This is a genomic window from Pseudomonas sp. TE24901, from assembly GCF_054058375.1.
Window position 1 is genome coordinate 253,350 of sequence record NZ_JBSSAF010000011.1, and the last position, 18,937, is coordinate 272,286.

20 protein-coding genes are annotated in these 18,937 nt (G+C 64.4%); 18 read left to right on the forward strand and 2 right to left on the reverse strand.

Annotated elements, in window-relative coordinates:
• The first annotated feature begins 54 nt into the window (after positions 1 to 54).
• The 5 genes from ACVWVP_RS22620 to ACVWVP_RS22640 are packed head-to-tail and all read left to right on the forward strand — an operon-like array spanning position 55 to position 4,553.
• The gene (locus tag ACVWVP_RS22620) at positions 55 to 411 is read left to right on the forward strand and encodes a hypothetical protein (RefSeq protein WP_178925818.1); all 357 of its coding nucleotides are present in this window, start codon (positions 55 to 57) and stop codon (positions 409 to 411) included.
• Positions 411 to 746 carry a tetratricopeptide repeat protein gene (locus ACVWVP_RS22625; protein WP_370589118.1) on the forward strand — a complete coding sequence of 112 codons (336 nt, stop codon included), beginning with the start codon at positions 411 to 413 and terminating at the stop codon, positions 744 to 746. The genes ACVWVP_RS22620 and ACVWVP_RS22625 overlap by 1 nt, the downstream gene beginning before the upstream one ends.
• Positions 743 to 2,881, forward strand: a complete 2,139-nt coding sequence (gene sctV, locus ACVWVP_RS22630) for a type III secretion system export apparatus subunit SctV (protein WP_457408129.1) — start codon at positions 743 to 745, stop codon at positions 2,879 to 2,881. The genes ACVWVP_RS22625 and sctV overlap by 4 nt, the downstream gene beginning before the upstream one ends.
• Positions 2,878 to 4,158 (forward strand): type II and III secretion system protein family protein, encoded by a 1,281-nt coding sequence (locus ACVWVP_RS22635; RefSeq protein ID WP_259175222.1) that lies wholly within the window; start codon positions 2,878 to 2,880, stop codon positions 4,156 to 4,158. Before sctV ends, ACVWVP_RS22635 begins: the two co-directional genes overlap by 4 nt.
• A gap of 14 nt (positions 4,159 to 4,172) precedes the next feature.
• A complete protein-coding gene (locus ACVWVP_RS22640) occupies positions 4,173 to 4,553 on the forward strand; it encodes a hypothetical protein (protein WP_178925821.1) in 381 nt (126 codons plus the stop codon).
• Between the two features lie 491 nt (positions 4,554 to 5,044).
• Here the strand turns inward: ACVWVP_RS22640 and ACVWVP_RS22645 are convergent, their stop codons facing one another.
• Positions 5,045 to 5,809 carry a tetratricopeptide repeat protein gene (locus ACVWVP_RS22645; RefSeq protein ID WP_457408131.1) on the reverse strand — a complete coding sequence of 255 codons (765 nt, stop codon included), beginning with the start codon at positions 5,807 to 5,809 and terminating at the stop codon, positions 5,045 to 5,047.
• A 48-nt stretch (positions 5,810 to 5,857) separates the two neighbouring features.
• On the opposite strand from ACVWVP_RS22645, the gene ACVWVP_RS22650 reads away from it, so the two are divergent.
• The 13 genes from ACVWVP_RS22650 to ACVWVP_RS22710 all read left to right on the forward strand — a co-directional run bounded on the left by ACVWVP_RS22650 (position 5,858) and on the right by ACVWVP_RS22710 (position 14,902).
• Positions 5,858 to 6,421, forward strand: coding sequence for a type III secretion protein (locus tag ACVWVP_RS22650; protein WP_457408134.1), 564 nt, complete (start codon positions 5,858 to 5,860; stop codon positions 6,419 to 6,421).
• A gap of 12 nt (positions 6,422 to 6,433) precedes the next feature.
• Positions 6,434 to 6,676 carry a hypothetical protein gene (locus ACVWVP_RS22655; protein ID WP_178925768.1) on the forward strand — a complete coding sequence of 81 codons (243 nt, stop codon included), beginning with the start codon at positions 6,434 to 6,436 and terminating at the stop codon, positions 6,674 to 6,676.
• A 9-nt stretch (positions 6,677 to 6,685) separates the two neighbouring features.
• Positions 6,686 to 7,120, forward strand: coding sequence for a hypothetical protein (locus ACVWVP_RS22660; RefSeq protein WP_016969163.1), 435 nt, complete (start codon positions 6,686 to 6,688; stop codon positions 7,118 to 7,120).
• 4 nt (positions 7,121 to 7,124) lie between these two features.
• Entirely contained in the window at positions 7,125 to 7,907 is a 783-nt protein-coding gene (gene sctJ / locus ACVWVP_RS22665; protein WP_176998803.1) for a type III secretion system inner membrane ring lipoprotein SctJ, read from the forward strand.
• A complete protein-coding gene (locus tag ACVWVP_RS22670) occupies positions 7,904 to 8,518 on the forward strand; it encodes a type III secretion protein (protein WP_178925767.1) in 615 nt (204 codons plus the stop codon). The genes sctJ and ACVWVP_RS22670 overlap by 4 nt, the downstream gene beginning before the upstream one ends.
• Positions 8,515 to 9,099, forward strand: coding sequence for a FliH/SctL family protein (locus ACVWVP_RS22675; RefSeq protein ID WP_178925766.1), 585 nt, complete (start codon positions 8,515 to 8,517; stop codon positions 9,097 to 9,099). The genes ACVWVP_RS22670 and ACVWVP_RS22675 overlap by 4 nt, the downstream gene beginning before the upstream one ends.
• Positions 9,096 to 10,418 (forward strand): FliI/YscN family ATPase, encoded by a 1,323-nt coding sequence (locus tag ACVWVP_RS22680; protein WP_178925765.1) that lies wholly within the window; start codon positions 9,096 to 9,098, stop codon positions 10,416 to 10,418. The genes ACVWVP_RS22675 and ACVWVP_RS22680 overlap by 4 nt, the downstream gene beginning before the upstream one ends.
• Before the next feature lie 187 nt (positions 10,419 to 10,605).
• Complete coding sequence (locus ACVWVP_RS22685; RefSeq protein WP_457408136.1) at positions 10,606 to 11,052, forward strand: hypothetical protein; 447 nt, start codon at positions 10,606 to 10,608, stop codon at positions 11,050 to 11,052.
• A complete protein-coding gene (gene sctQ / locus ACVWVP_RS22690) occupies positions 11,049 to 12,056 on the forward strand; it encodes a type III secretion system cytoplasmic ring protein SctQ (protein ID WP_457408137.1) in 1,008 nt (335 codons plus the stop codon). The genes ACVWVP_RS22685 and sctQ overlap by 4 nt, the downstream gene beginning before the upstream one ends.
• On the forward strand, positions 12,053 to 12,706 hold the full coding sequence (sctR, locus tag ACVWVP_RS22695) for a type III secretion system export apparatus subunit SctR (protein ID WP_017137580.1): 654 nt from the start codon (positions 12,053 to 12,055) through the stop codon (positions 12,704 to 12,706). Before sctQ ends, sctR begins: the two co-directional genes overlap by 4 nt.
• A gap of 58 nt (positions 12,707 to 12,764) precedes the next feature.
• Positions 12,765 to 13,034 (forward strand): EscS/YscS/HrcS family type III secretion system export apparatus protein, encoded by a 270-nt coding sequence (locus tag ACVWVP_RS22700; RefSeq protein WP_016969171.1) that lies wholly within the window; start codon positions 12,765 to 12,767, stop codon positions 13,032 to 13,034.
• 6 nt (positions 13,035 to 13,040) lie between these two features.
• Complete coding sequence (sctT, locus tag ACVWVP_RS22705; protein ID WP_176998797.1) at positions 13,041 to 13,853, forward strand: type III secretion system export apparatus subunit SctT; 813 nt, start codon at positions 13,041 to 13,043, stop codon at positions 13,851 to 13,853.
• Between the two features lie 2 nt (positions 13,854 to 13,855).
• Positions 13,856 to 14,902, forward strand: coding sequence for an EscU/YscU/HrcU family type III secretion system export apparatus switch protein (locus ACVWVP_RS22710; protein ID WP_176998796.1), 1,047 nt, complete (start codon positions 13,856 to 13,858; stop codon positions 14,900 to 14,902).
• A gap of 131 nt (positions 14,903 to 15,033) precedes the next feature.
• On the opposite strand, the gene ACVWVP_RS22715 is transcribed toward ACVWVP_RS22710, so the two are convergent.
• Positions 15,034 to 18,561 (reverse strand): hypothetical protein, encoded by a 3,528-nt coding sequence (locus ACVWVP_RS22715; protein WP_457408140.1) that lies wholly within the window; start codon positions 18,559 to 18,561, stop codon positions 15,034 to 15,036.
• Between the last annotated feature and the right edge of the window lie 376 nt (positions 18,562 to 18,937).

An 18,937-nucleotide genomic window follows, 5' to 3' on the forward strand; every position in this document is an offset into this window, starting at 1 on the left:
GGAATGCACACGATCCAACCGTAGGAGCGCCCTACGCCCAATACGAGCCCATGCATGAAAGTCGAACCCCGCCCGCTCATCCAAAGTGACGTACGCAGCGCCCCCGTCGAAGCCATTCGCCCGGTCAGTTCGCGCCAGGCGACCGCGTTCGAAGCGGTCCTCAAGACCCGCAAGACCCAGACCCGCCGATCCCTGCGCAGTGACCTTGAAGCACTCACCAGCGCTGCCGGCGTCGACTCGCTGCTGTTCGGCAGCGCACGTTCCCTGGAGCTGCTGGAGCACGTGATGGAACACATCCTGCCCACCCTGGACGCCGAGCCGCACATCAAGGAACTGGCCACCGAGTTGATCGGCGAAGAGATCGAGATGCGCCGCAACCTCGAACAGCAACGCTCGGAGGTGCATGCCTGATGGCCCGCGATAACGACGACGCCGTGCAACTGCTCAAGGGCATTGGCGAGCTGTACCGACGCAATGGGCAGTCCCAGCGTGCCCTGGTGATGTTGCTGATCGCCGTCAGTGTCGCGCCCCACGACGGCGTGCTGCTGCGTTCGTTGGTACTGGCGTTCACCGACAGCGGCGACGCCACCCGTGCGTTGGGCGCCCTGGACCGTCTGGTCGCCCTGGAAGGCGAATCCGCCAGCCTGTTGCTGCTGCGCGCCCGCGCGCTGTGGTACGGCGAGCGCAAGGACGAAGCGCGCCAATGCTTCAAACGCTACCTGGCCGCACGCAGGGCTGGCGCATGAGTGCACTCAACCGCCTGAACAACCTGGCCCGCCTCGCGGCCCAGCGTACTGACGTGATCATTGTCGCCTTTATGCTGATGGCGATTGTGATGATGATCATCCCGCTGCCCACTTACCTGGTGGATGCGTTGATCGGCCTCAACATTGCCCTGAGCATCCTGATCCTCATCGTCGCGTTCTACATCGGCCATTCCGTGGAGTTCTCCGCGCTGCCGCCGCTGATCCTGCTCAGCACGCTGTTCCGCTTGTCGCTGTCGATCACCACCACGCGCTTGATCCTGCTGCACGGCGACGCCGGCCACATCGTCAAGGCCTTCGGCGACTTCGTGATCGCAGGCCAAGTGGTGGTGGGCATGGTGGTGTTCCTGATCATCACCGTGGCGCAGTTCGTGGTGATCACCAAGGGCGCCGAGCGCGTGGCGGAAGTGGCCGCGCGCTTCACCCTGGACGCGATGCCCGGCAAACAGATGAGCATCGACAACGACCTGCGCAACGGCGATATCGACCAGGCCGAAGCCCGTCGTCGTCGCTCGCGCCTGGAGCGTGAAAGCCAGATGTTCGGCGCGATGGACGGCGCCATGAAATTCGTCAAAGGCGACGCTATCGCCGGCCTGGTGATCCTAGCGGTCAACCTGCTGGGCGGCATGCTGATCGGCATGATCGAGCGCGACATGCCCTTTGGCGTGGCGGTGCACACCTACTCGCTGTTGACCGTGGGTGATGGCCTGATCGCACAGATCCCGGCGCTGCTGATTTCGGTGGCGGCGGGCACGGTGGTGACCCGTGTGAACAGCGACGGCGAAGCCGGCGACCTGGGCAGCGAGATCATCAAACAACTCGGTGCCAGCTACCGTGCGCTGGGGTTGACCGCGCTGATCATGATCGGCGTGAGCCTGTTGCCGGGCTTCCCGACGTGGGTGTTCATTGGTTTATCGGCGGTGTTTGGTGGCGCAGCGTTCGTGATGTATCGCCGTCACAATCGCCAGCCCGAGGACGAGGTGCAGGTGCTGGCCGAGGCGCCGGAACCGGTGGCCGACGTGCAAGCCGAACTGGACGACAACCTGCTGCCCGACACTCGCGTGCTGCTCACTCTTGGCAGCGGCTTGTCCCAGAGTGCGCCGCGCCAGTTGCTGCGCCAGCGGGTCGAGGCGTTGTGTCACGACATTCGCACCGACCTGGGCGTGGATGTGCCGGTGCCGGGCATCTACATGGAAGCCAAGGCCACGCCCGGCAGCTTCCGCGTGTCCCTGGAAGGCGTGCCGGTGAGCGAAGGCGAGTTGCCGATCAACTGCCTGCTGCTGCAGGACGACCCGGTGCATGTGCAGTTGCTGGACATCGCCACCGAGCAGGCCGACTCGCCGCTCAACGGCCGCAGCGCGCACTGGATCGAACGCCAGCACGAAGACACCTTGCGCAACGCCGGTATCGGTTTCCTGTTGCCCGATGAAGTGCTGCGCGGTGTGCTTGAACGCAGCCTGCGCCGCTACGCCGCAGACTTCCTCGGTATCCAGGAAACCCGCTTGCTGCTGGAGCGCACCGAAGCCACCTACGGCGAACTGGTCAAGGAAGCCTTGCGCCTTGTGCCTCTGCAACGGGTGGCCGAAACCCTGCGCTTGCTGGTGGGCGAAGGCGTGTCGATCCGCAACCAGCGCGCGTTGCTCGAAGCCATGGTGGAGTGGGGCGCCCGCGAAACCGACGCCGGGCGCCTGACCGAGCACCTGCGTGCCGCACTGGCGCGGCAGATCAGCCATCAGTACGCCGACCGCAACCGCGTCATCGGGGCATTGGTCTTGGCGCCGGGCCTGGAAGACCAGTTGCGCGCGTCCCTGCGCCGCCAGGAGCCCCAGCGTGAATTGATCCCCGAAGACATCAGCCGCGCCTTGCTCGCCCAGTTGCGCCAGGCCTGCGAGAACACCCGTGAGGTCAACAGCGCGGTGTTGCTGGTGCACCCGGAACTGCGCCGCAGCCTGCGTCGCCTGGTGCTGCGCGGCGAGCTGGACCTGGCGGTGCTGTCGTTCCGCGAGCTGGCCACCGAGTACAACCTGCAAGCGCTGGTGACCATCAGCCTCACCGATATTTCCAACCGTCGCGCGCCTGCCGCGGCTTCCGTCACTTCCCTGGCGTCTGCCTCATGATGCGTTTTTGTGTGCTGTTGTTCGCGTTGATTTGCACTGCCAGCCAGGCTCAGGAAATTGCCGCCGGCGCCGGGGGCACCCTTAACCTGGCGTCCGGTGAAGGGCGCATCCTGCACTTTGTGGCACCGGTGGATTCGGTGCTGGTGGCCGAGCCGAACGTGGCCGACCTGCAAGTGGTGTCCCCGGGTACGCTCTACATCTTCGGCAAGGCACCGGGCAATACCAGCCTGATCGCCTTGGGCAACGACGGCAAACAACTGGCCAGCCTGACCTTGTCGGTCAGCAGCGGCACCCAGGCGGTGACGGCGCCGATGCAGGAACTGCACCCCGGCAATGGCGCGCAGATCACCGGTGCTGGTAACCGCCTGATCGCCAAGGGCACCGTAGGTTCGGTGGCCGAAGCCACTGACCTCAACGCGCTGCTCAACCCCCAGGGCCAGGGCTTTCAAAGCGCGATCAACACCACCGAATACACCGGCGCAGCCCAGGTGAACCTGCGCGTGCGGTTTGCCGAAGTGTCGCGCTCGGAACTGCTGCACTACGGCGTGAACTGGAACGCAATGTTCAACAACGGCACGTTCTCGTTTGGCCTGATCACCGGTGGCCCGTTGGCGGCCGCGACAGCGGGTGGCCTGGCGACGGCGGGCACCGGCTCCGGCAATGTGAACATCGACGGCATGCTCGACGCGCTGCAGGCCAACGGCATTCTGCAGATCCTCGCCGAACCGAATATCACCGCCATGACCGGCCAGACCGCCAGCTTCCTCGCGGGTGGCGAAGTGGCGATCCCGGTGCCGGTCAACCGTGACCTGGTGGGCATCGAATACAAGTCGTTCGGGGTGTCGCTGCTGTTCAACCCGACCTTGCTGCCCAACGGCCGCATCGCCCTGCAAGTGCGCCCTGAGGTCAGCAGCGTGGTCAGCGGCGGCACCGTGGACTTCGGCAACTTCCACGTGCCGTCCTTCAGCGTGCGCCGTGCCGATACGCGGGTAGAAGTCGGCAGCGGGCAGACCTTTGCCATCGCCGGCCTGTTCCAGCGTGAAAGCAGCCAGGATATCGAGAAACTGCCGTTGCTGGGCGACCTGCCGATCCTGGGCAACCTGTTCCGCTCCAAGCGCTTCCAGCGCAATGAAACCGAACTGGTGATTTTGATCACGCCTTACCTCGTGGAGCCGGTGCGCGGTCGCACCCTCGCCACGCCCCTGGACGCCCAACCGGCTACCGCAGCGGCCACCGGACCGCGCAGCGGCGGGGCGTTCGGTTTCTACATGAATTGATGAGGGGGCCTGCGATGACTGCTTTGCGTGTGTTGATGCTGTTGCCCCTGGCGCTGATGGGCTGCCAGACCCACTTGGCGCCGGCGTATTACTCCTCCGAATACCGGGCGGATGGTTTGCCGACGCAATGTCAGCAGCCGCCGGCGACGGACACCGTTGGCCTGGGCGAGGATTTCAAGCCGACGCTGGCGTTGGGGTGTGCGAATAATTTGAATCTGATGCAGATGGTTGAGCGCAAGCAGGACCTGACCCAGGGCCGTGCGACGGGCCCGGCCATGGCGGCGCCGGTCGGGCGGGCGGCGCAGGTGTATATCGAGGGGTTTGATCGTGAGCAGTTGCAGCGGCGCAAGGATCAGCAAGAGGCCAAGGCTGGTGCAGCGGGGGGGCAACAATGACCTCCTTTTCTGGCACCCGGTATCTTTCTGACGCCCCACATCCCAACTGTAGGAGCTGGCTTGCCTGCGATGGCGCCCATCCAGCCACCCCAACGCTACCTGACACCCTGCATACCAACTGTGGGAGCGGGCTTGCTCGCGAAAGCTGTGTGTCAGGCGCTAGAGGTTTTGGGGTGGAGTACATATCCATTGCTGCGGTAACGGCCAATTATGGTTCCGCTCTTACAGCGGGTCACTTTTGGAAAGGCCGGAAGCCGGCCCAGCCAAAAGTAACCAAAAGGCCTTCGCCCCACCACTCGGCACCTCGCTTAGGCTCGGTGTGCCCGAACGAAGGCTTTGGAGCGTGGGCCGCCGCGATGGGCCATCCTTGGCCCAGCGCGGCTAACCCGGCATCCTGCCGGGTTACCCACGGATTCAAGCCTGCGTTCGGCCAGCGTGGTTTTATGGGGCGATTGAGATCAAAAGCAGATCAAGAGCAGAGCGGTGTTGTGTCAGTTGGGGGCTACCAACCCCAGTTCTTTCGCCTGCGCCACCGGGTCGCTGATGGCTTTGATGCGTTTCGCTTCCGTCACCAATCGCTCACGCTCGGCAGCGGGGATATCGTCCAGCGGCAGTGTGGCAATGCGCTGTTCGTACCCGGCCAGTACCATCACCAGCAGCACATTGCGCTGGTGCCGGGGCAGGGCGCGGGGGGATTGGGTGACGGGGGCGATGGCGTCCAGCGCTTGTTGCGACTGCCCGCCGAGGGCGTAGGCCAGGGCCAGGTTGCAGCGGTTGTCGAGGTCGTCGGGCTTGAGGCTCAGGCTCTTGGCGAAAGCGGTTTGCGCGGCAGCGGCCTGGCCATTGAGGACGTGCGCGACGCCCAGGCGGGTGTAGGCCACCGGCAGGCCGCCGAGGTCTGCGGCTTGGCTCAGGGCCGTGACGGCGCGCTGGGTCTTGCCCAGTTGCAATTGCGCAGTGCCCAGGCCGAGCAGGGCGTCGGCGTTGCGGGCGTCGAAGCCCAGGGCTTGCTGGAAGGCGCGTTCGGCGCCGAGGGCGTCCTTGGCGTCGAGTTTGGCCTGGCCGAGTTTGAGCCACAGCTCGATGCCGGCCCCCGGCTGCTGGGTCGCGCGCTCGTACAACGCGGCTGCGCTGGCGTAGTCGCCACGCTTGCTCAGGTCGCCCGCCAGTTGCAGCGACTTGTCGGCATCGGTCGCAGGTTTGCTGGAGCAGGCAGCCAAAAGCAGGGTACTGGCGAGCAAAAAGTTCTTGGACATCGTCACGACTCGTTGGGCGAAGGCGGACGCCATGTAAGCATATTTTTGATGGCCGTCCTATGCCTGTTCGGCAGCAGTTTGGCCCGTGCTGCCGAAGAGCCGGCGTGGTTCTCCCAACCCTATGCCTACGTACTGGTGGACCAGGATGTGCGCAGCGCCCTGGAAGAATTCGGCCACAACCTCGACGTGCCACTGGTGCTCTCCGACAAGGTGCGCGGCAAGGCCCGCAGCACCATTCGCGCGGCCACCGCCGGTGAGTTCCTGCAGACCCTGTGCAGCACCAACGGCCTGACCTGGTACTTCGACGGCAACCTGCTGTACCTCAACACCAGCGATGAGATCACCACCAAGCTGTTCAAGGCCAGTGCCCTGAACCTGGACCAGTTGCAGGCCTACCTCAACAGCCTGGACGTGTTCGGCCAGCAACTGTCGATGCGCAATGGCCCCGAGGGCGATGAAGTGTTCGTGTCCGGCCCACCGCCTTATCTGGCGCTGGTGCAGCAGCATGTGGATCACCTGCAACCCATGGTCGTGGCCGCCCCGGTGGCGCGCGAGCGCGGTGTGCGGGTGTTCCGTGGCGCGCAAGTCAGTACCGAAACCCCAACCCAGTAAAGGAGCAGCACCATGTCCGTTACCCCGATCGACAGTACGCCCGGCACCGGTGGCCCAAGCCCCGAAGCCAAGTTCAATGCCGCGGTGAACAACGCCAAGGCTGCCGATAAACCGGCCGACACCTCGGACACCAGCGATGCTGAATTCAACGATGCGCTGATCACGCAGGCGGTCACCATCGGCGGTCAGTTCATCATCATGCCGAAGATGCAGGAACTGCTGAACGACGCCATGTCCGATGACGACGAAGAGTAGGTAACCCTTATGACTATCAGTCTCGCCGCTGGCGCTTCGGCCTTGCCGCCGTCCGCTGGCGCGGGGCCCGCAGGGGCCTCGCAGAATCTGTTCGAGCACATGGCCAATACCGCCAAGGGCATGCCCGAAGGCGCGAGCCCGCACCAGATCGGCTCGGGCTTGATGGAGCGCATGAACAGTTTCATCGACCGCACGCGGGCGTTTTCCGAGCGTGCCGACGTACTCACCAATAACCCGTCGGCGCCGCCACCGGCCTCGGCGGAAATCCGCACGGCCAGTGCTTCGCCCCAGGGCGAGCCGGGCAAGAAAGTCGGCGAGCAACAGGTCGACCAGATCGTCCACTCCCTGGGCAAGATGTTCGACTACTCCATCGAAACCCAGATGGTGGTGCGCGGTGCGACGCAGATTTCCGGTTCCGCCAACACGCTGCTCAAGGGTCAATAACGCCATGCCAAGCCCAAACCGCGCCCTGCGCCTGTTGCTGATCGGCCTGCTGGCCAGCCTGTTGCAGGCGTGCAACACCGACCTCTATACCAACCTCAGCGAGCGCGACGCCAACGCGATGGTCGCGGTGCTGTTGCGCGGTGGCATCCCGGCGGAGCGCAAGACCCAGGACAACGGCCAACTCAAGGTGGTGGTCGACGAAGAACGCTTCGCCGAAGCCATGACCCTGCTCGACAACGCCGGCCTGCCGCAGCAGAGCTTTTCCAACATGGGCGAGGTGTTCAAGGGCAACGGCCTGGTGTCGTCGCCGGTGCAGGAGCGGGCGCAGATGATCTATGCGCTGAGTGAAGAACTGTCGCACTCGGTGTCGCAGATCGACGGCATCGTGGCGGCGCGGGTGCACGTGGTGCTGCCGGACAACGACTTGCTCAAACGCGTGATTTCGCCGTCGTCGGCCTCGGTGCTGGTGCGCTATGACCCGGGCACCGACATCAACACCCTGATCCCGCAGATCAAGACCCTGGTGGCCAACGGCATCTCCGGCCTGAGCTACGACGGCGTGTCGGTCACGGCGATCAAGGCGGCCGTGGCCATCAGCCAGAACCCCGCGCAGCCACGTTTGGCGCGTTTCATGGGCCTGTGGCTGCTGGAAGACAACCTGCCCCAGGCGCGCCTGATGTTCGGCGGCCTGTTGCTGATCGCCCTCGGCGCCCTCGGTGTGTTGGCCCGTCAGCAATGGGCACGCCGTCAGGCCCAGGCGTTGTATGTACTCAAGGAGGGTGAATGAGCGTGTTTGAACGTTGGCAAGGGCTGATCGCCGAGCCGTTGCAGTTTGTGCGCGGGCCCAGCCTGGGTGCGTGTTTTGCCGCCGAGCTGCCGGACGAGGTGCTGCACGCCATGCACCGCCAGCCGCGGTTTCGCCAGCGCCTGGAACAGTTGCTGGTCAGCCATTATCAATTGGCCCCGCTGGACCAACTGGTGACGCCCCTGGCCGCTGATTTGCCGGTGTTGCTGTTGTCGCCGGCGCAGTTCGCGCGCTTGCCGAGGTTGTGCGGCGCGATCTGGCATGCCTCGACCTTGAGCCGCGAGATTCGCCGCGACGTGGTCAACGAACTGCGCGAAGGCCTCGGCGCCGATGTGTTCAGCCAGGCCTTGGCATTGCGCCAACTGGGTGGGGCGGCGGATTTGCTGCGTGACCCCGGCGAGCTGATCGAGGCCATCGACCGCGACGGCCAGGGCTGCGTAGCCGCCTGGTTGCACGCCCAGCAGGCTGACCTGCAAGGCTGGCTGCGTTTGCGCTTTGTCTTCCCCCAAGGTCAGAGCGCCCGGTTGCCCCGCGACCTGGAAATCGTGCAGGCCGCCGCCGCGTGCCTGGCCGCCGAGGACACCACCCCATGAGTGAATTACCGAGCCGGCCCACGGCGCGCATCCTGCGGGCCGAAGAAGCAGCGCTGTGGACCGAAGGCTTTGCGTTTCTGCAAGCCGCCAAGGAGCAGGCGCAACAGGTCAAGGCCGACAGCGACCAATGGCTGCAGGCCGCCCGCGCCGAAGGCTTTGAAAGCGCACGCCTGGAGGGCGCCGAGCAGGTCGCGCAACTGCTGGTAGACACTCAATCCCAGGTGCAGCACTACTTGAGTGGCCTGGAGGCGTCGCTGGCCGACCTGGCCTTGGGCATCGTGCGCGAAGTGCTGGGCGAGCTGGACAACGCCGAGCGTATCGCGCGCTGCACCCGCCAGGCACTGAGCGCGTTCCGCCAGGACCAGGCCCTGACCCTGTGGGTGCCGCCCGCCGACGTCGATGCTCTGCGCCAGCGCCTCAAGGCTGAAGGTCTGGCGATTGCCGTGGACGCCGATGAGCAACTGGGCGCCGGCCAGGCCCGTCTCAACAGCCCCGCAGGCTCCGTCGAGCTGGGCCTGGAAGCCCAATTGCAGAACCTGCGCCGCAGCCTGCTGCCGTTTGCCGAAGAAGGTGTGGCATGAACCTGCAACACCTGTTGCCACGCCTGCATGAGCGCTTGGCTCAGGCCCGCCTGCGGCCGATGCACGGCACCGTGTTGAGCATTCGGGGTGTGCTGTTGCGCGCCAGTGTGGCCGGGGCAAGCATCGGTGAACTGTGTCAGTTGCGCGACCCGGGCAGCGGCCGCAGCCTGAGTGCCGAGGTGATCGGCTTTGATGGCGACGAGGCGATCCTGTCGCCCATCGGCTCCATGGAAGGGCTGTCGACCCGCACGCAAATCACCGCCACCGGCGAAACCCTGGGCGTCGCCGTGGGCGATGCACAGCTGGGTCGCGTGATCAGCCCCATGGGCGATTTTCTCGACGGTGACGGGCTGGCGCCAACCCTGGCCCTGCAGCATTACCCGCTGCACGCCGAACCCCCTGCGCCGTTTTCCCGGCAACTGATCGTACGTTCGATGGCGCTGGGGATCCGCTCCATCGACGGCTTGCTGACCCTGGCCCAGGGCCAACGCATGGGCATCTTTGGCGAGCCGGGCGTGGGCAAGTCGTCGTTGCTGGCCAGCATCATTCGCAACAGCGAGGCCGACGTGATCGTGATCGGCCTGATCGGCGAGCGGGGCAGGGAAGTGCGTGAACTGCTCGACGTGCAACTGGATGCCAAGGCGCGGGCGCGCACGGTGGCGGTGGTGGCCACTTCGGACCGCCCGGCCGCCGAGCGCGTGCGGGCGGCGTTTGTCGCCACCACCCTGGCTGAATACCACCGCGATCAGGGCCGCAACGTGCTGTTGCTGATGGACAGCCTGACCCGCTTCGCCCGCGCCCAGCGCGAAATCGGCCTGGCAGTGGGTGAACCGCCGACCCGTCGCGGTTACCCGCCGTCCTTCTTCTCGGCCTTGCCGCGCCTGCTGGAGCGCGCCGGCCCCGGGCCGACCGGCAGCATCACCGCGTTGTACACCGTGCTCACCGAAGGCGATGCCGCCAGCGACCCGGTGGCCGAAGAGGCGCGTTCGATCCTCGACGGGCACATCGCCCTCAGCGCCGAACTGGCCCAGCGCAACTACTTCCCGGCGGTGGACGTGCTGCGCAGCCGCAGCCGCTTGATGGAACAGGTCGCCGGTGCCGAGCACAAGCGCCTGGCCATGCGCATCCGCGAATTGATGGCGCGCTATGGCGAAATCGAAATGCTCATCCGCGTGGGCGAGTACTCCGCCGGCAGCGACCCCCTGGCTGACGAAGCCATCACCCGCCACGCCGCGATTGAAGCCTTCCTGCGCCAGAACGCGGATGAGCCGAGCAACCTGGAACAGACCCTGACCCGTATGCGCCAGGTGTTGGCATGAGATTGACGATGAACAGCACTCTGCAAGTTTACGCAGAACCCTGTGGGAGCTGGCTTGCCTGCGATGGCGGTGTATCAATCACAGATGGGCTGGCTGATCCACCGCGATCGCAGGCAAGCCAGCTCCCACATTTGATCTTCATGGATTTTAAGATTGTTGCGTTGGCAGCAGTAAAGGAGAACGCCTCATGAAAACCGATCAACTGCGCACCCTGCAAACCCTGCGGGTACTGCGTGAACAACGGGCCGCCAGCCAACTGGCTGCCCAGCAGCAGCGCTGCGAACAGACCCACGGCGTGCTGACCGACGCCAAGGAGCAATTGCGCCTGCACCGTGAAGCCATCGCCGAAGAGGCGCGCCAGGTGTATGCATCCCTCACCGAGGGCTTGTCGGTGGCCAGCTGGCAGGCAGCCCAGGACCGTCTGCGCGGCCTGTCCGATGACCAGCAGCAACTGGAAAACGACGTGAGTCACGTGTCCACCACGCTGCAAAGCCAGGAGCGTGAGCGTGATCTGTTTCGCCAGGAGCGCCTCAGCCGCCAGCGTCAGTCCGACGCCTGGCAAAGCCTGCTGGAGGGCCGCGAAAGCGATGAGCGCCGGGTAGGCGAGCTGCGCGACGAAGGCGTCGGCACATGATTGCAGCCCTTGCCGATCCGCTGTCGCCGTGGCTGACCCACTACGACCCGGCGCTGCTGGCGTTGCATAACCAACTGCACCGGCGCCGTCGTGCCTGGCAGGGGCGCTGCGCCGGGCAAGACCTGCGTGTGAGCTGGGCCGCCGAGCCGCAGCTCCTCAACGCGCCGCGCGATGTGCTGCTGTTGCTGGGGCGAGCGCCGGTGCGCCTGCGTTTGCCCACCGCCGCCCTGGAGCAGGCCTTGGCGCCGCTGGCGTTGCAGTTCGACGCGCAGACGCTGCCGTCGCTGCCGCGCTCGTTGTTGCTGGAACTGGCGGTGCTCGACCTGATCGAGACCCTCGAACCGCTGCTCGGCCACCCGGTGCAGTTGCTCGAAGCCACCGAAGGATTGGGCCAACGGCCGTTTGCCGTGCAGCTGGCGCTGGAACTGAGCTTCGGCAACGGGCCCGCCTTCAGCGCGCAGCTGGAGTTGAGTGAGGGCGCCGCCGAGCGGGTGGCGCAGTTGTTGACGCAATGGGGTGAGGTCGACCCCGACCCGCTGCCCGGCCTGCGCCAGACCCTGGCGGTCGTCGCCGGCAAACAGTGGCTGAGCCTGGGCGAACTGCGCAGCCTGCGCCCCGGCGACGTGCTGATGCTCGAACCTGGCAGCGGTTTGCTGCTCGACCTGGACGGCCGCTTGCAGGCGCGCTGCCAACACCAGGGTGATGCCTTGCGCCTGCAGGAAGCCTTGAAAGCCCCCCTTTTGGATGCGGAGAACACGATGAGTGACGTTGATGCGGCTGCGGCCCTGGATGACCTGCCGCTGAAATTGGTGTGCCAGGTCGGCAGCCTGGAACTGACCCTGGCGCAATTGCGCGAACTGGGCGCCGGCAGCCTGTTGCAGCTCAACACCCCCGGCGTGGACAGCGTCGACCTGATGGTTAACGGACGGCGTGTCGGCCAGGGCCAACTGGTGAAAATCGGTGACGGCCTGGGCGTGCGCCTGTTGAGTTTTGCCACCCCATGACCGGTTATCAGCCGAACCTAATCGAGATCATCCTGGTCGTTGCGACGATCGGGCTGATCCCGTTGGCGGTGGTGACACTCACCGGTTTCATGAAGATCTCGGTGGTGCTGTTCCTGATCCGCAACGCCTTGGGTGTGCAACAGACGCCGCCGAACCTGGTGCTGTACGGCATCGCGTTGATCCTGTCGGTGTACGTGACCACGCCGCTGATTGGCGACATGTATCGCCAGGTGGAGGGGCGCGACCTCAACATCGAGCATGTGGAGCAACTCAAGGATCTGGGCGATGCCCTGCGCCCGCCGTTGCAGGCGCACCTCAAGCGCTTTGCCAACGAATCCGAGCGGGGCTTTTTTGTGCAGGCCACCGAGACCATCTGGTCGCCGGAGGCCCGCGCCGACTTGCGCGATGACGACCTGGTGGTGCTGATCCCGGCGTTCGTCAGCTCGGAACTGACCCGTGCCTTCGAAATTGGCTTCCTGTTGTACATCCCGTTTCTGGTGGTGGACTTGCTGGTGTCCAACGTGTTGATGGCGATGGGCATGTCGATGGTCTCACCGAACCTGATCTCGATCCCGCTGAAGATCTTTTTATTCGTGTCCCTGAGCGGCTGGTCGCGCCTGATGCACGGTTTGATTCTGAGTTACGGCTAACCCGTGTAGGCGCCGGTAAGCCGGGCTCCTACAGGGTGGTGTGTGTTGAGGGGGGAAGATGGGCCAGGACGTATTTTTGTCGTTGATGAAACAGGCGCTGATGACGGTGCTGATGCTCTCTGCGCCGGCGCTGGGGGTGGCGATTATCGTGGGCTTGAGCGTGGGCCTGTTCCAGGCGCTGACGCAGATCCAGGACCAGACGCTGCCCCAGGTGGTGAAGCTGGTGGCGGTGCTGTTGACCATCGTGTTCCTGGGCCCGGTGCTGGCCGGGCAGGTGGCGGAACTGGGCGGCCAGGTGCTGGACAATTTCCCGATGTGGACGCGCTGACCGCCCATGGATGCCAGCCTGACCGCGCAGTTCCTGGAGGTCGCCTACCCGGTGATCAGCTCCGCCTCGCTCGCTGCCTGTCGCGCCATGGGCGTGGTGGTGATCACCCCGGCGTTCAACCGCCTGGGCCTTACCGGCATGATCCGTGGCTGTGTGGCCGTGGCGATTTCCATCCCGATGTTTTTCCCGGTGTTCGAGTCGCTGACCTCAATGCCCGAACACGGCAGCGTGTTTATCGCCGGCTTGCTGATCAAGGAGTTCCTGATCGGCATTCTCATCGGCCTGTTGTTCGGCATTCCGTTCTGGGCCGCCGAGGTGGCGGGGGAGTTGATCGACCTGCAACGCGGCTCGACCATGGCGCAACTGGTGGACCCCTTGTCGTCGGGGGAGTCCAGCGTGATGGCGACGTTGCTCACGGTGATGCTGATCACGCTGTTCTTCATGTCCGGCGGTTTTATCCTGATGGTCGACGGCTATTACCACAGCTATCAGTTATGGCCGGTGACCTCGTTCACCCCGGTGTTTGCCAGTTCGGCATTGCTGGCGGTGCTGTCGATCCTCGACCAGATCATGCGCGTGGGGGTGCTGATGGTGTCGCCGTTGCTGATCTCGCTGCTGATCACCGACCTGATGCTCGCCTACCTGTCGCGCATGGCGCCCAACCTGCATATCTTCGATTTGTCGCTGCCGGTGAAGAACCTGTTTTTCACGATTCTGATGGTGATCTACATCGGTTTCCTGATTCCGCTGATGCTTGACCAGCTCTCCGAGTTCCGCGGCACGGTCGAGCTGCTCAAGACCCTGGCAGGCATGGAGTAGCCATGGCCGATACCAGCGAAGAGAAATCCCAGCCGGCCACGGACAAAAAGCTCAAGGACGCGCGCAAGAAAGGCCAGGTCGCCAAGAGCCAGGACCTGGTGTCGGGCATGGTCATCCTGTTCTGCACCCTGTGCATTTCGATCCTCGCGCCCCGGGCCAAGGCCCAGGTCACCGCATTGATCGACCTGACGGCGCAGATCTACATCGAACCCTTCGCCACCGTGTGGCCACGGGTGCTTGACCATGCCGAGCAACTGGTGATCAGCATCACCCTGCCGGTGATGGCGGTGACCACGGGCGTGGTGATCCTGACCAACATCATCACCATGCGCGGCTTCGTGTTCTCGGTAGACCCGATCAAGCCCGAGTTCAAGCGCATCAACCCGGCCGAGGGCATGAAGAAGATCTTTGCCCTGCGCAACCTGGTGGAGTTCATCAAGGGCTTGATCAAGGTGCACGTGCTGGCGATTGCTTTCTACGTGGTGGGCAAGCACGCGTTGCAGGCGTTGATGGAGTCGTCGCGGTGTGGCGCGGAGTGCATGGAGTCGACGTTCTTCCTGGTGCTCAAGCCACTGGTGTTCACCGTGTTGTGCGCGTTCATCCTGGTAGGCGGCGTGGACGTGATGATGCAGCGCTGGCTGTTCGGCCGCGACATGAAGATGACCCGCAGCGAGACCAAGCGCGAGCGCAAGGACATCGACGGCGACCCGCTGATCAAGAGCGAACGGCGGCGTCAGCGCAACGAAATGCAGGCCTTGGCCACCAAGCTGGGCTTGAGCCGGGCGTCGATGATGATCGGCACCACCGACGGCTGCGTGATCGGCGTGCGTTATGTGCGCGGGGAAACCCCAGTGCCGGTGGTGGTGTGCCGTGCGTCACCGGAAGAGGCGTTGCTGATGCTGCAGGAAGCGTATGACCTGGGCATTCCCCACGCGCCGGACAAGGCGCTGGCCGGGGAGATCTACCGCAAGACGGTGCCGGGCGACCCCGTACCGGATGCCTCGTTCCAGGCCGTTGCGGACTGGCTGGTGGCTGCGCGCCTTATCTGATCCAACACAGATCAAAAATGTGGGAGCGGGCTTGCTCGCGAATGCGGTTTACCAGTCAGCCTATCTGTAACTGATGTACCGCATTCGCGAGCAAGCCCGCTCCCACATTAGTTTTGTGGTGGGTCAGTGCTTTATGAGTTATCGACGTCGTGGTACGGCCCGCCGTAGCCGTCGCCCACGCGCCAGATGATGTCGTGGTTGTCGTTGGTCCATTCCGAGGGCTTGAGCGAGTACTTGTAGTCCTCGGAATTGCGGTTGTTGCCGTCGCCGATGTAGTCCGGGTGGTCGCGCCGATGGTCGCCGCCGCGAATGCTGGAGCGCGCATCCCATTCTTCCTTGCGGAAGTCGAAGATGCTCTGGTCTTGCGGCGCATCGCGCTGGCCCCAGTCGGATAGGTAGGTCTGCAGCCATACGTAGGCTTCATCGCCATTGGGCTTGAGCAGGCCGTCCTGCTTGAAGTCCTGGATCTGGTTCCAGTTCTGCATCGAGATCTTGTGCAGTTTGTGGGACTGCACGGTACTGAGGATCGCGCCGACAAACGACAGCGCGCCGGAGATCAGGAAGCCCACCGGGCCGAGGAACGGGATGATGCGGCCGGTGACGCCGAGGGTGGTGAGCACGCCGCCGCCGGCGGCCACCAGGCTGCTGACGCCACCGGCCATGGACAGCGAGCCGGAGGCGATTTTCACCGGGTCTTTTTCCCGCACGCCGTCGCGCAGGGTGAACGCGGCCTGCACCACACTGATCACACCACCGGCGACGTCGGTGGCCATGCCAATCACCTTGATCGCGCTGCTGGCGAACTTGGCACCAAAACCGGCACCGGCCACGCCGCCACGGCTGGCGATGCCTTTCTCGATGCCTTCCTGCACTTTCTTCGCGCCTTCGTCGCTCCAGCCTCCGCTGTTGAGCACCTTGCCCACGTCCTTGCCGTCGTCCATGGCCTGGTCGACGATCTCGAAGTACTTCTTCTGCACCGCCTCGGCGTCCTTGGGCAGGGCGTGGTAACCCTCGCCGGGCTTGGCCCAGAGGTCGGGCAGCGAGCGGTCGAAACCCATCAGCTTGTAGGCGTTGGTGCCGCGCAACTTGTCATAGACCTTCAGGCCCAGGGTGGCGAAGTGCGAGCCGGTGCCAAGGAAACCGAGGAAGTCGTTGGCGATCCCCAGGCGCTTCATCGGCGTGTCGGCCAGCTTGCCGCCCTGGCCGGCCAGTTGGTAGACGATACGGCCCATGCCGATGGCGCCGCCGACCGAGCCGAGCACGCCGTTGTCCTTGAGGAAGGTCAGGTTCTTCACGAACGAGCTGCGGTTTTCTTCGCTGAGGTTCGGCATGATCTCCTTGCTCACCGCGTGTTCGATATCGCTGAAGCTGATCACGCCGTTCTTCTGCCAGGTATCGCCCAGGGAGATCATCGCCTTGCCGAAGTCGGCGGCGGCGCCCTTGTCCTTGAGCAACTGGTCGACGAACTTGGAATACACCCCCAGCGCCTGGCGCGGCAGGCCGTCGGCGCCGCCCTTGAACATCGAGAGGATGGCCAGGGTGTTGTCCTGGGTGGCCAAGGCGGTGTTGTCATCGCTGATCTTGCTCGGGTCATCCATCAGCTTTTCAACGGCATCGGTGTAGCCGTCGATCTGCAGGTTCTGCAGGAAGTTGTCGGCCTTGGCCGGGTCCACATCCGCCAGGGCGGTGTAGGCGGTCTGGATCTCCTGGGTGGCCAGTTCGGTCTTGCCGTCGTCCTGCAGCGCCTTGATGTACTTGGTGAAGTTCTCCGAGGACGTGCTGTCGATGAGCTTCTGGTGCACTTCATCGACCTTGGCCTGGCCGCCGTCAACTTTGCCCAACGCCGCGTCGTGGTTGGCCTTGATGTCGGCCTGGATGGTCGAGTCGCCGAGCAGCTCGCCGATGGTCTTGTCGATGGACTTGGTGTCGAAGATGTTGTCGCGCACATCCCGTGAGGTCACATCGATCGGCGTGGTGGCGATGCCCTGGTTGCCGAAGCCGTGCTCGGGGATGATCGACATGCCGTTGTCGGCCATGCTCTTGGCTTCCACCGCACGCAGGAACTTGGCGCGTGGGTCGTCCTTGCCGATGCTGCCGTCCTTGACCCCGGCGCGGTAGCTGTCCACCAGGGTTTTCATCGACAGGTCCTGCACCGACAGCGGGTTGCCGCTTTCATCTTTTTCGGTGGTGGCGAGGTTGTCCACCGACACATCCTTGAGCGGCGGCAGGCCGTTGTCGGCGCGCAGTTTGTCGACGTCGGTGGTCTGCTGGGCGATGTCGGTGCGGTAGCCGGAGATCTGCTCGAACATCTGCGGGTTGCTGTCTTCGCTGACCACAATCTTTTCTTCGGCGCCGCCCGGCTTGTGCTGGGTGAAGGCGATCAGGCCGGGGCCATAATCGCCCACGCCGCCGACGCTCATGATGTCTTCGGTGGACGACAAATACGCATCCGGCCCGGCCAGGCTGTAGCCGTCGCCCTTGGCCTTTTCGATCCCGGCCAGGGTCTGGCCCTTGGTGCTGTAGGCGGCGAAGGCTTCGGGGGTGATGTCCTTGGACACCACCAGCAGTTTGCCGTCGGTGCCGTTGACCACCAGGATGCCGTCCATGGGCGCATCGACCTTGCTGATATCGCCCAGCTTGAGGCTGGCCTCGTCCTTGCGCAGCAGTTCCTGGCCGGGCAGGGACTGGGCGTTCTTGATGTAGTCGAAGGCCTGGGTGCCTTCGCTGTTGTGCACCGCGCTCAGGAAGTTGTAGAAGCTGCTACCGGCGTTGGGGTTGGGGTTGCTCAGGTCGGCGCCGGGCTGTGGCAGGGCGGCCTCGGACTGGCTGATCATGTACTTCTTGCCCTGGTGCTCGAACAGGATCACGCCGGATTTGGGGTCTTCGGAGACCACCTTGAGCTGGCTGAAATCCAGGTCGCCGGGCAGGCTGGTGACCTCTTCATAGCCTTTGGCCTTGCCCTCGGCGAGGGCCGCCTTGGTCACGCCGGCACTGTTGAAACTGGCGAAGGCCTCGGGCGTGAGCGCTTCGGAGATTACCAGGGTCTGGCCGCTTTCCATCTCGACCTTGACCACCCCGTCCTTGGCTTCACCCACGGACTTCACATTGGCCAGGCGCACGGTGGGGTCGTCTTCGCGCAGCAGTTGCTGGTCGGGGTTGCCCAGGGCTTCACGAATCTCTTTGCCGGCCGGAGTGCCCTGGGTTTCGGCGAGGGTGTGCAGCAGGTCATAGAGCGGCGTGCCTTCATCCGGCCCGCCCTGATTGACCGGCGCCACCGCGTGGCCGAAGTGCAGGCCCTTGAGGGTGTCGAAGCCTTCCTGGACCTTCTCGGCGCCTTCGCGGGTGATCTTGAACTTGCTGCCGTCCTGCTCGAAGTAGATGACCCCGGCGTCCTTGTCTTCGGACACGACTTTGAGTTTGTCGATGTCGAGCTTGGCGGGGAGGGCGGTGACTTCCTTGTAATCGTCGGGCTTGATCTCGCTGGGCTTTTTCAGGGCCTCGCCGGAATGGGCGGCCAGCACTTTGGGCTTGAAGTTTTTGTCGCCCGACCCGGCGGCTGCCAAGGTCTTGGCCTTGTTGAGCAGGGCGTCGAACACACGTTCCGGTGCCTTGGTTTCGGGGATGCGCGGCGAGGCGGCTTTTTCGGGTCGGTTGATCATTGTTCAGTCCATGTGAGTGGGGGCGCACGAGGACTTGATACTAGGGGGTGGCGGGGGGTGAAAGCGGGATTGTTGGCAAGATCTCACAAGCTTTCACAGGTGTGAAATGTGGGGGGCATTTGGGTGTGCTAGGGGGTGGGTACATATCCGTTATTTGGGTGATGGCTGATATTGGTTCCGCTCTTACAGCGGGTCACTTTTGGAAAAGAGCCCCAAAAGTAACCAAAAGGGCTCTTGCCCCAACACTCGGTGCCTCGCTTAGGCTCGGCATGCCCGAACGAAGGCTTGAATCCGTGGGCCGCCGCCACGCGCCATCCATGGCGCGGGGCGGCTAACCCGGCGTCCTGCCGGGTTACCCACGGATTCAAGCCTGCGT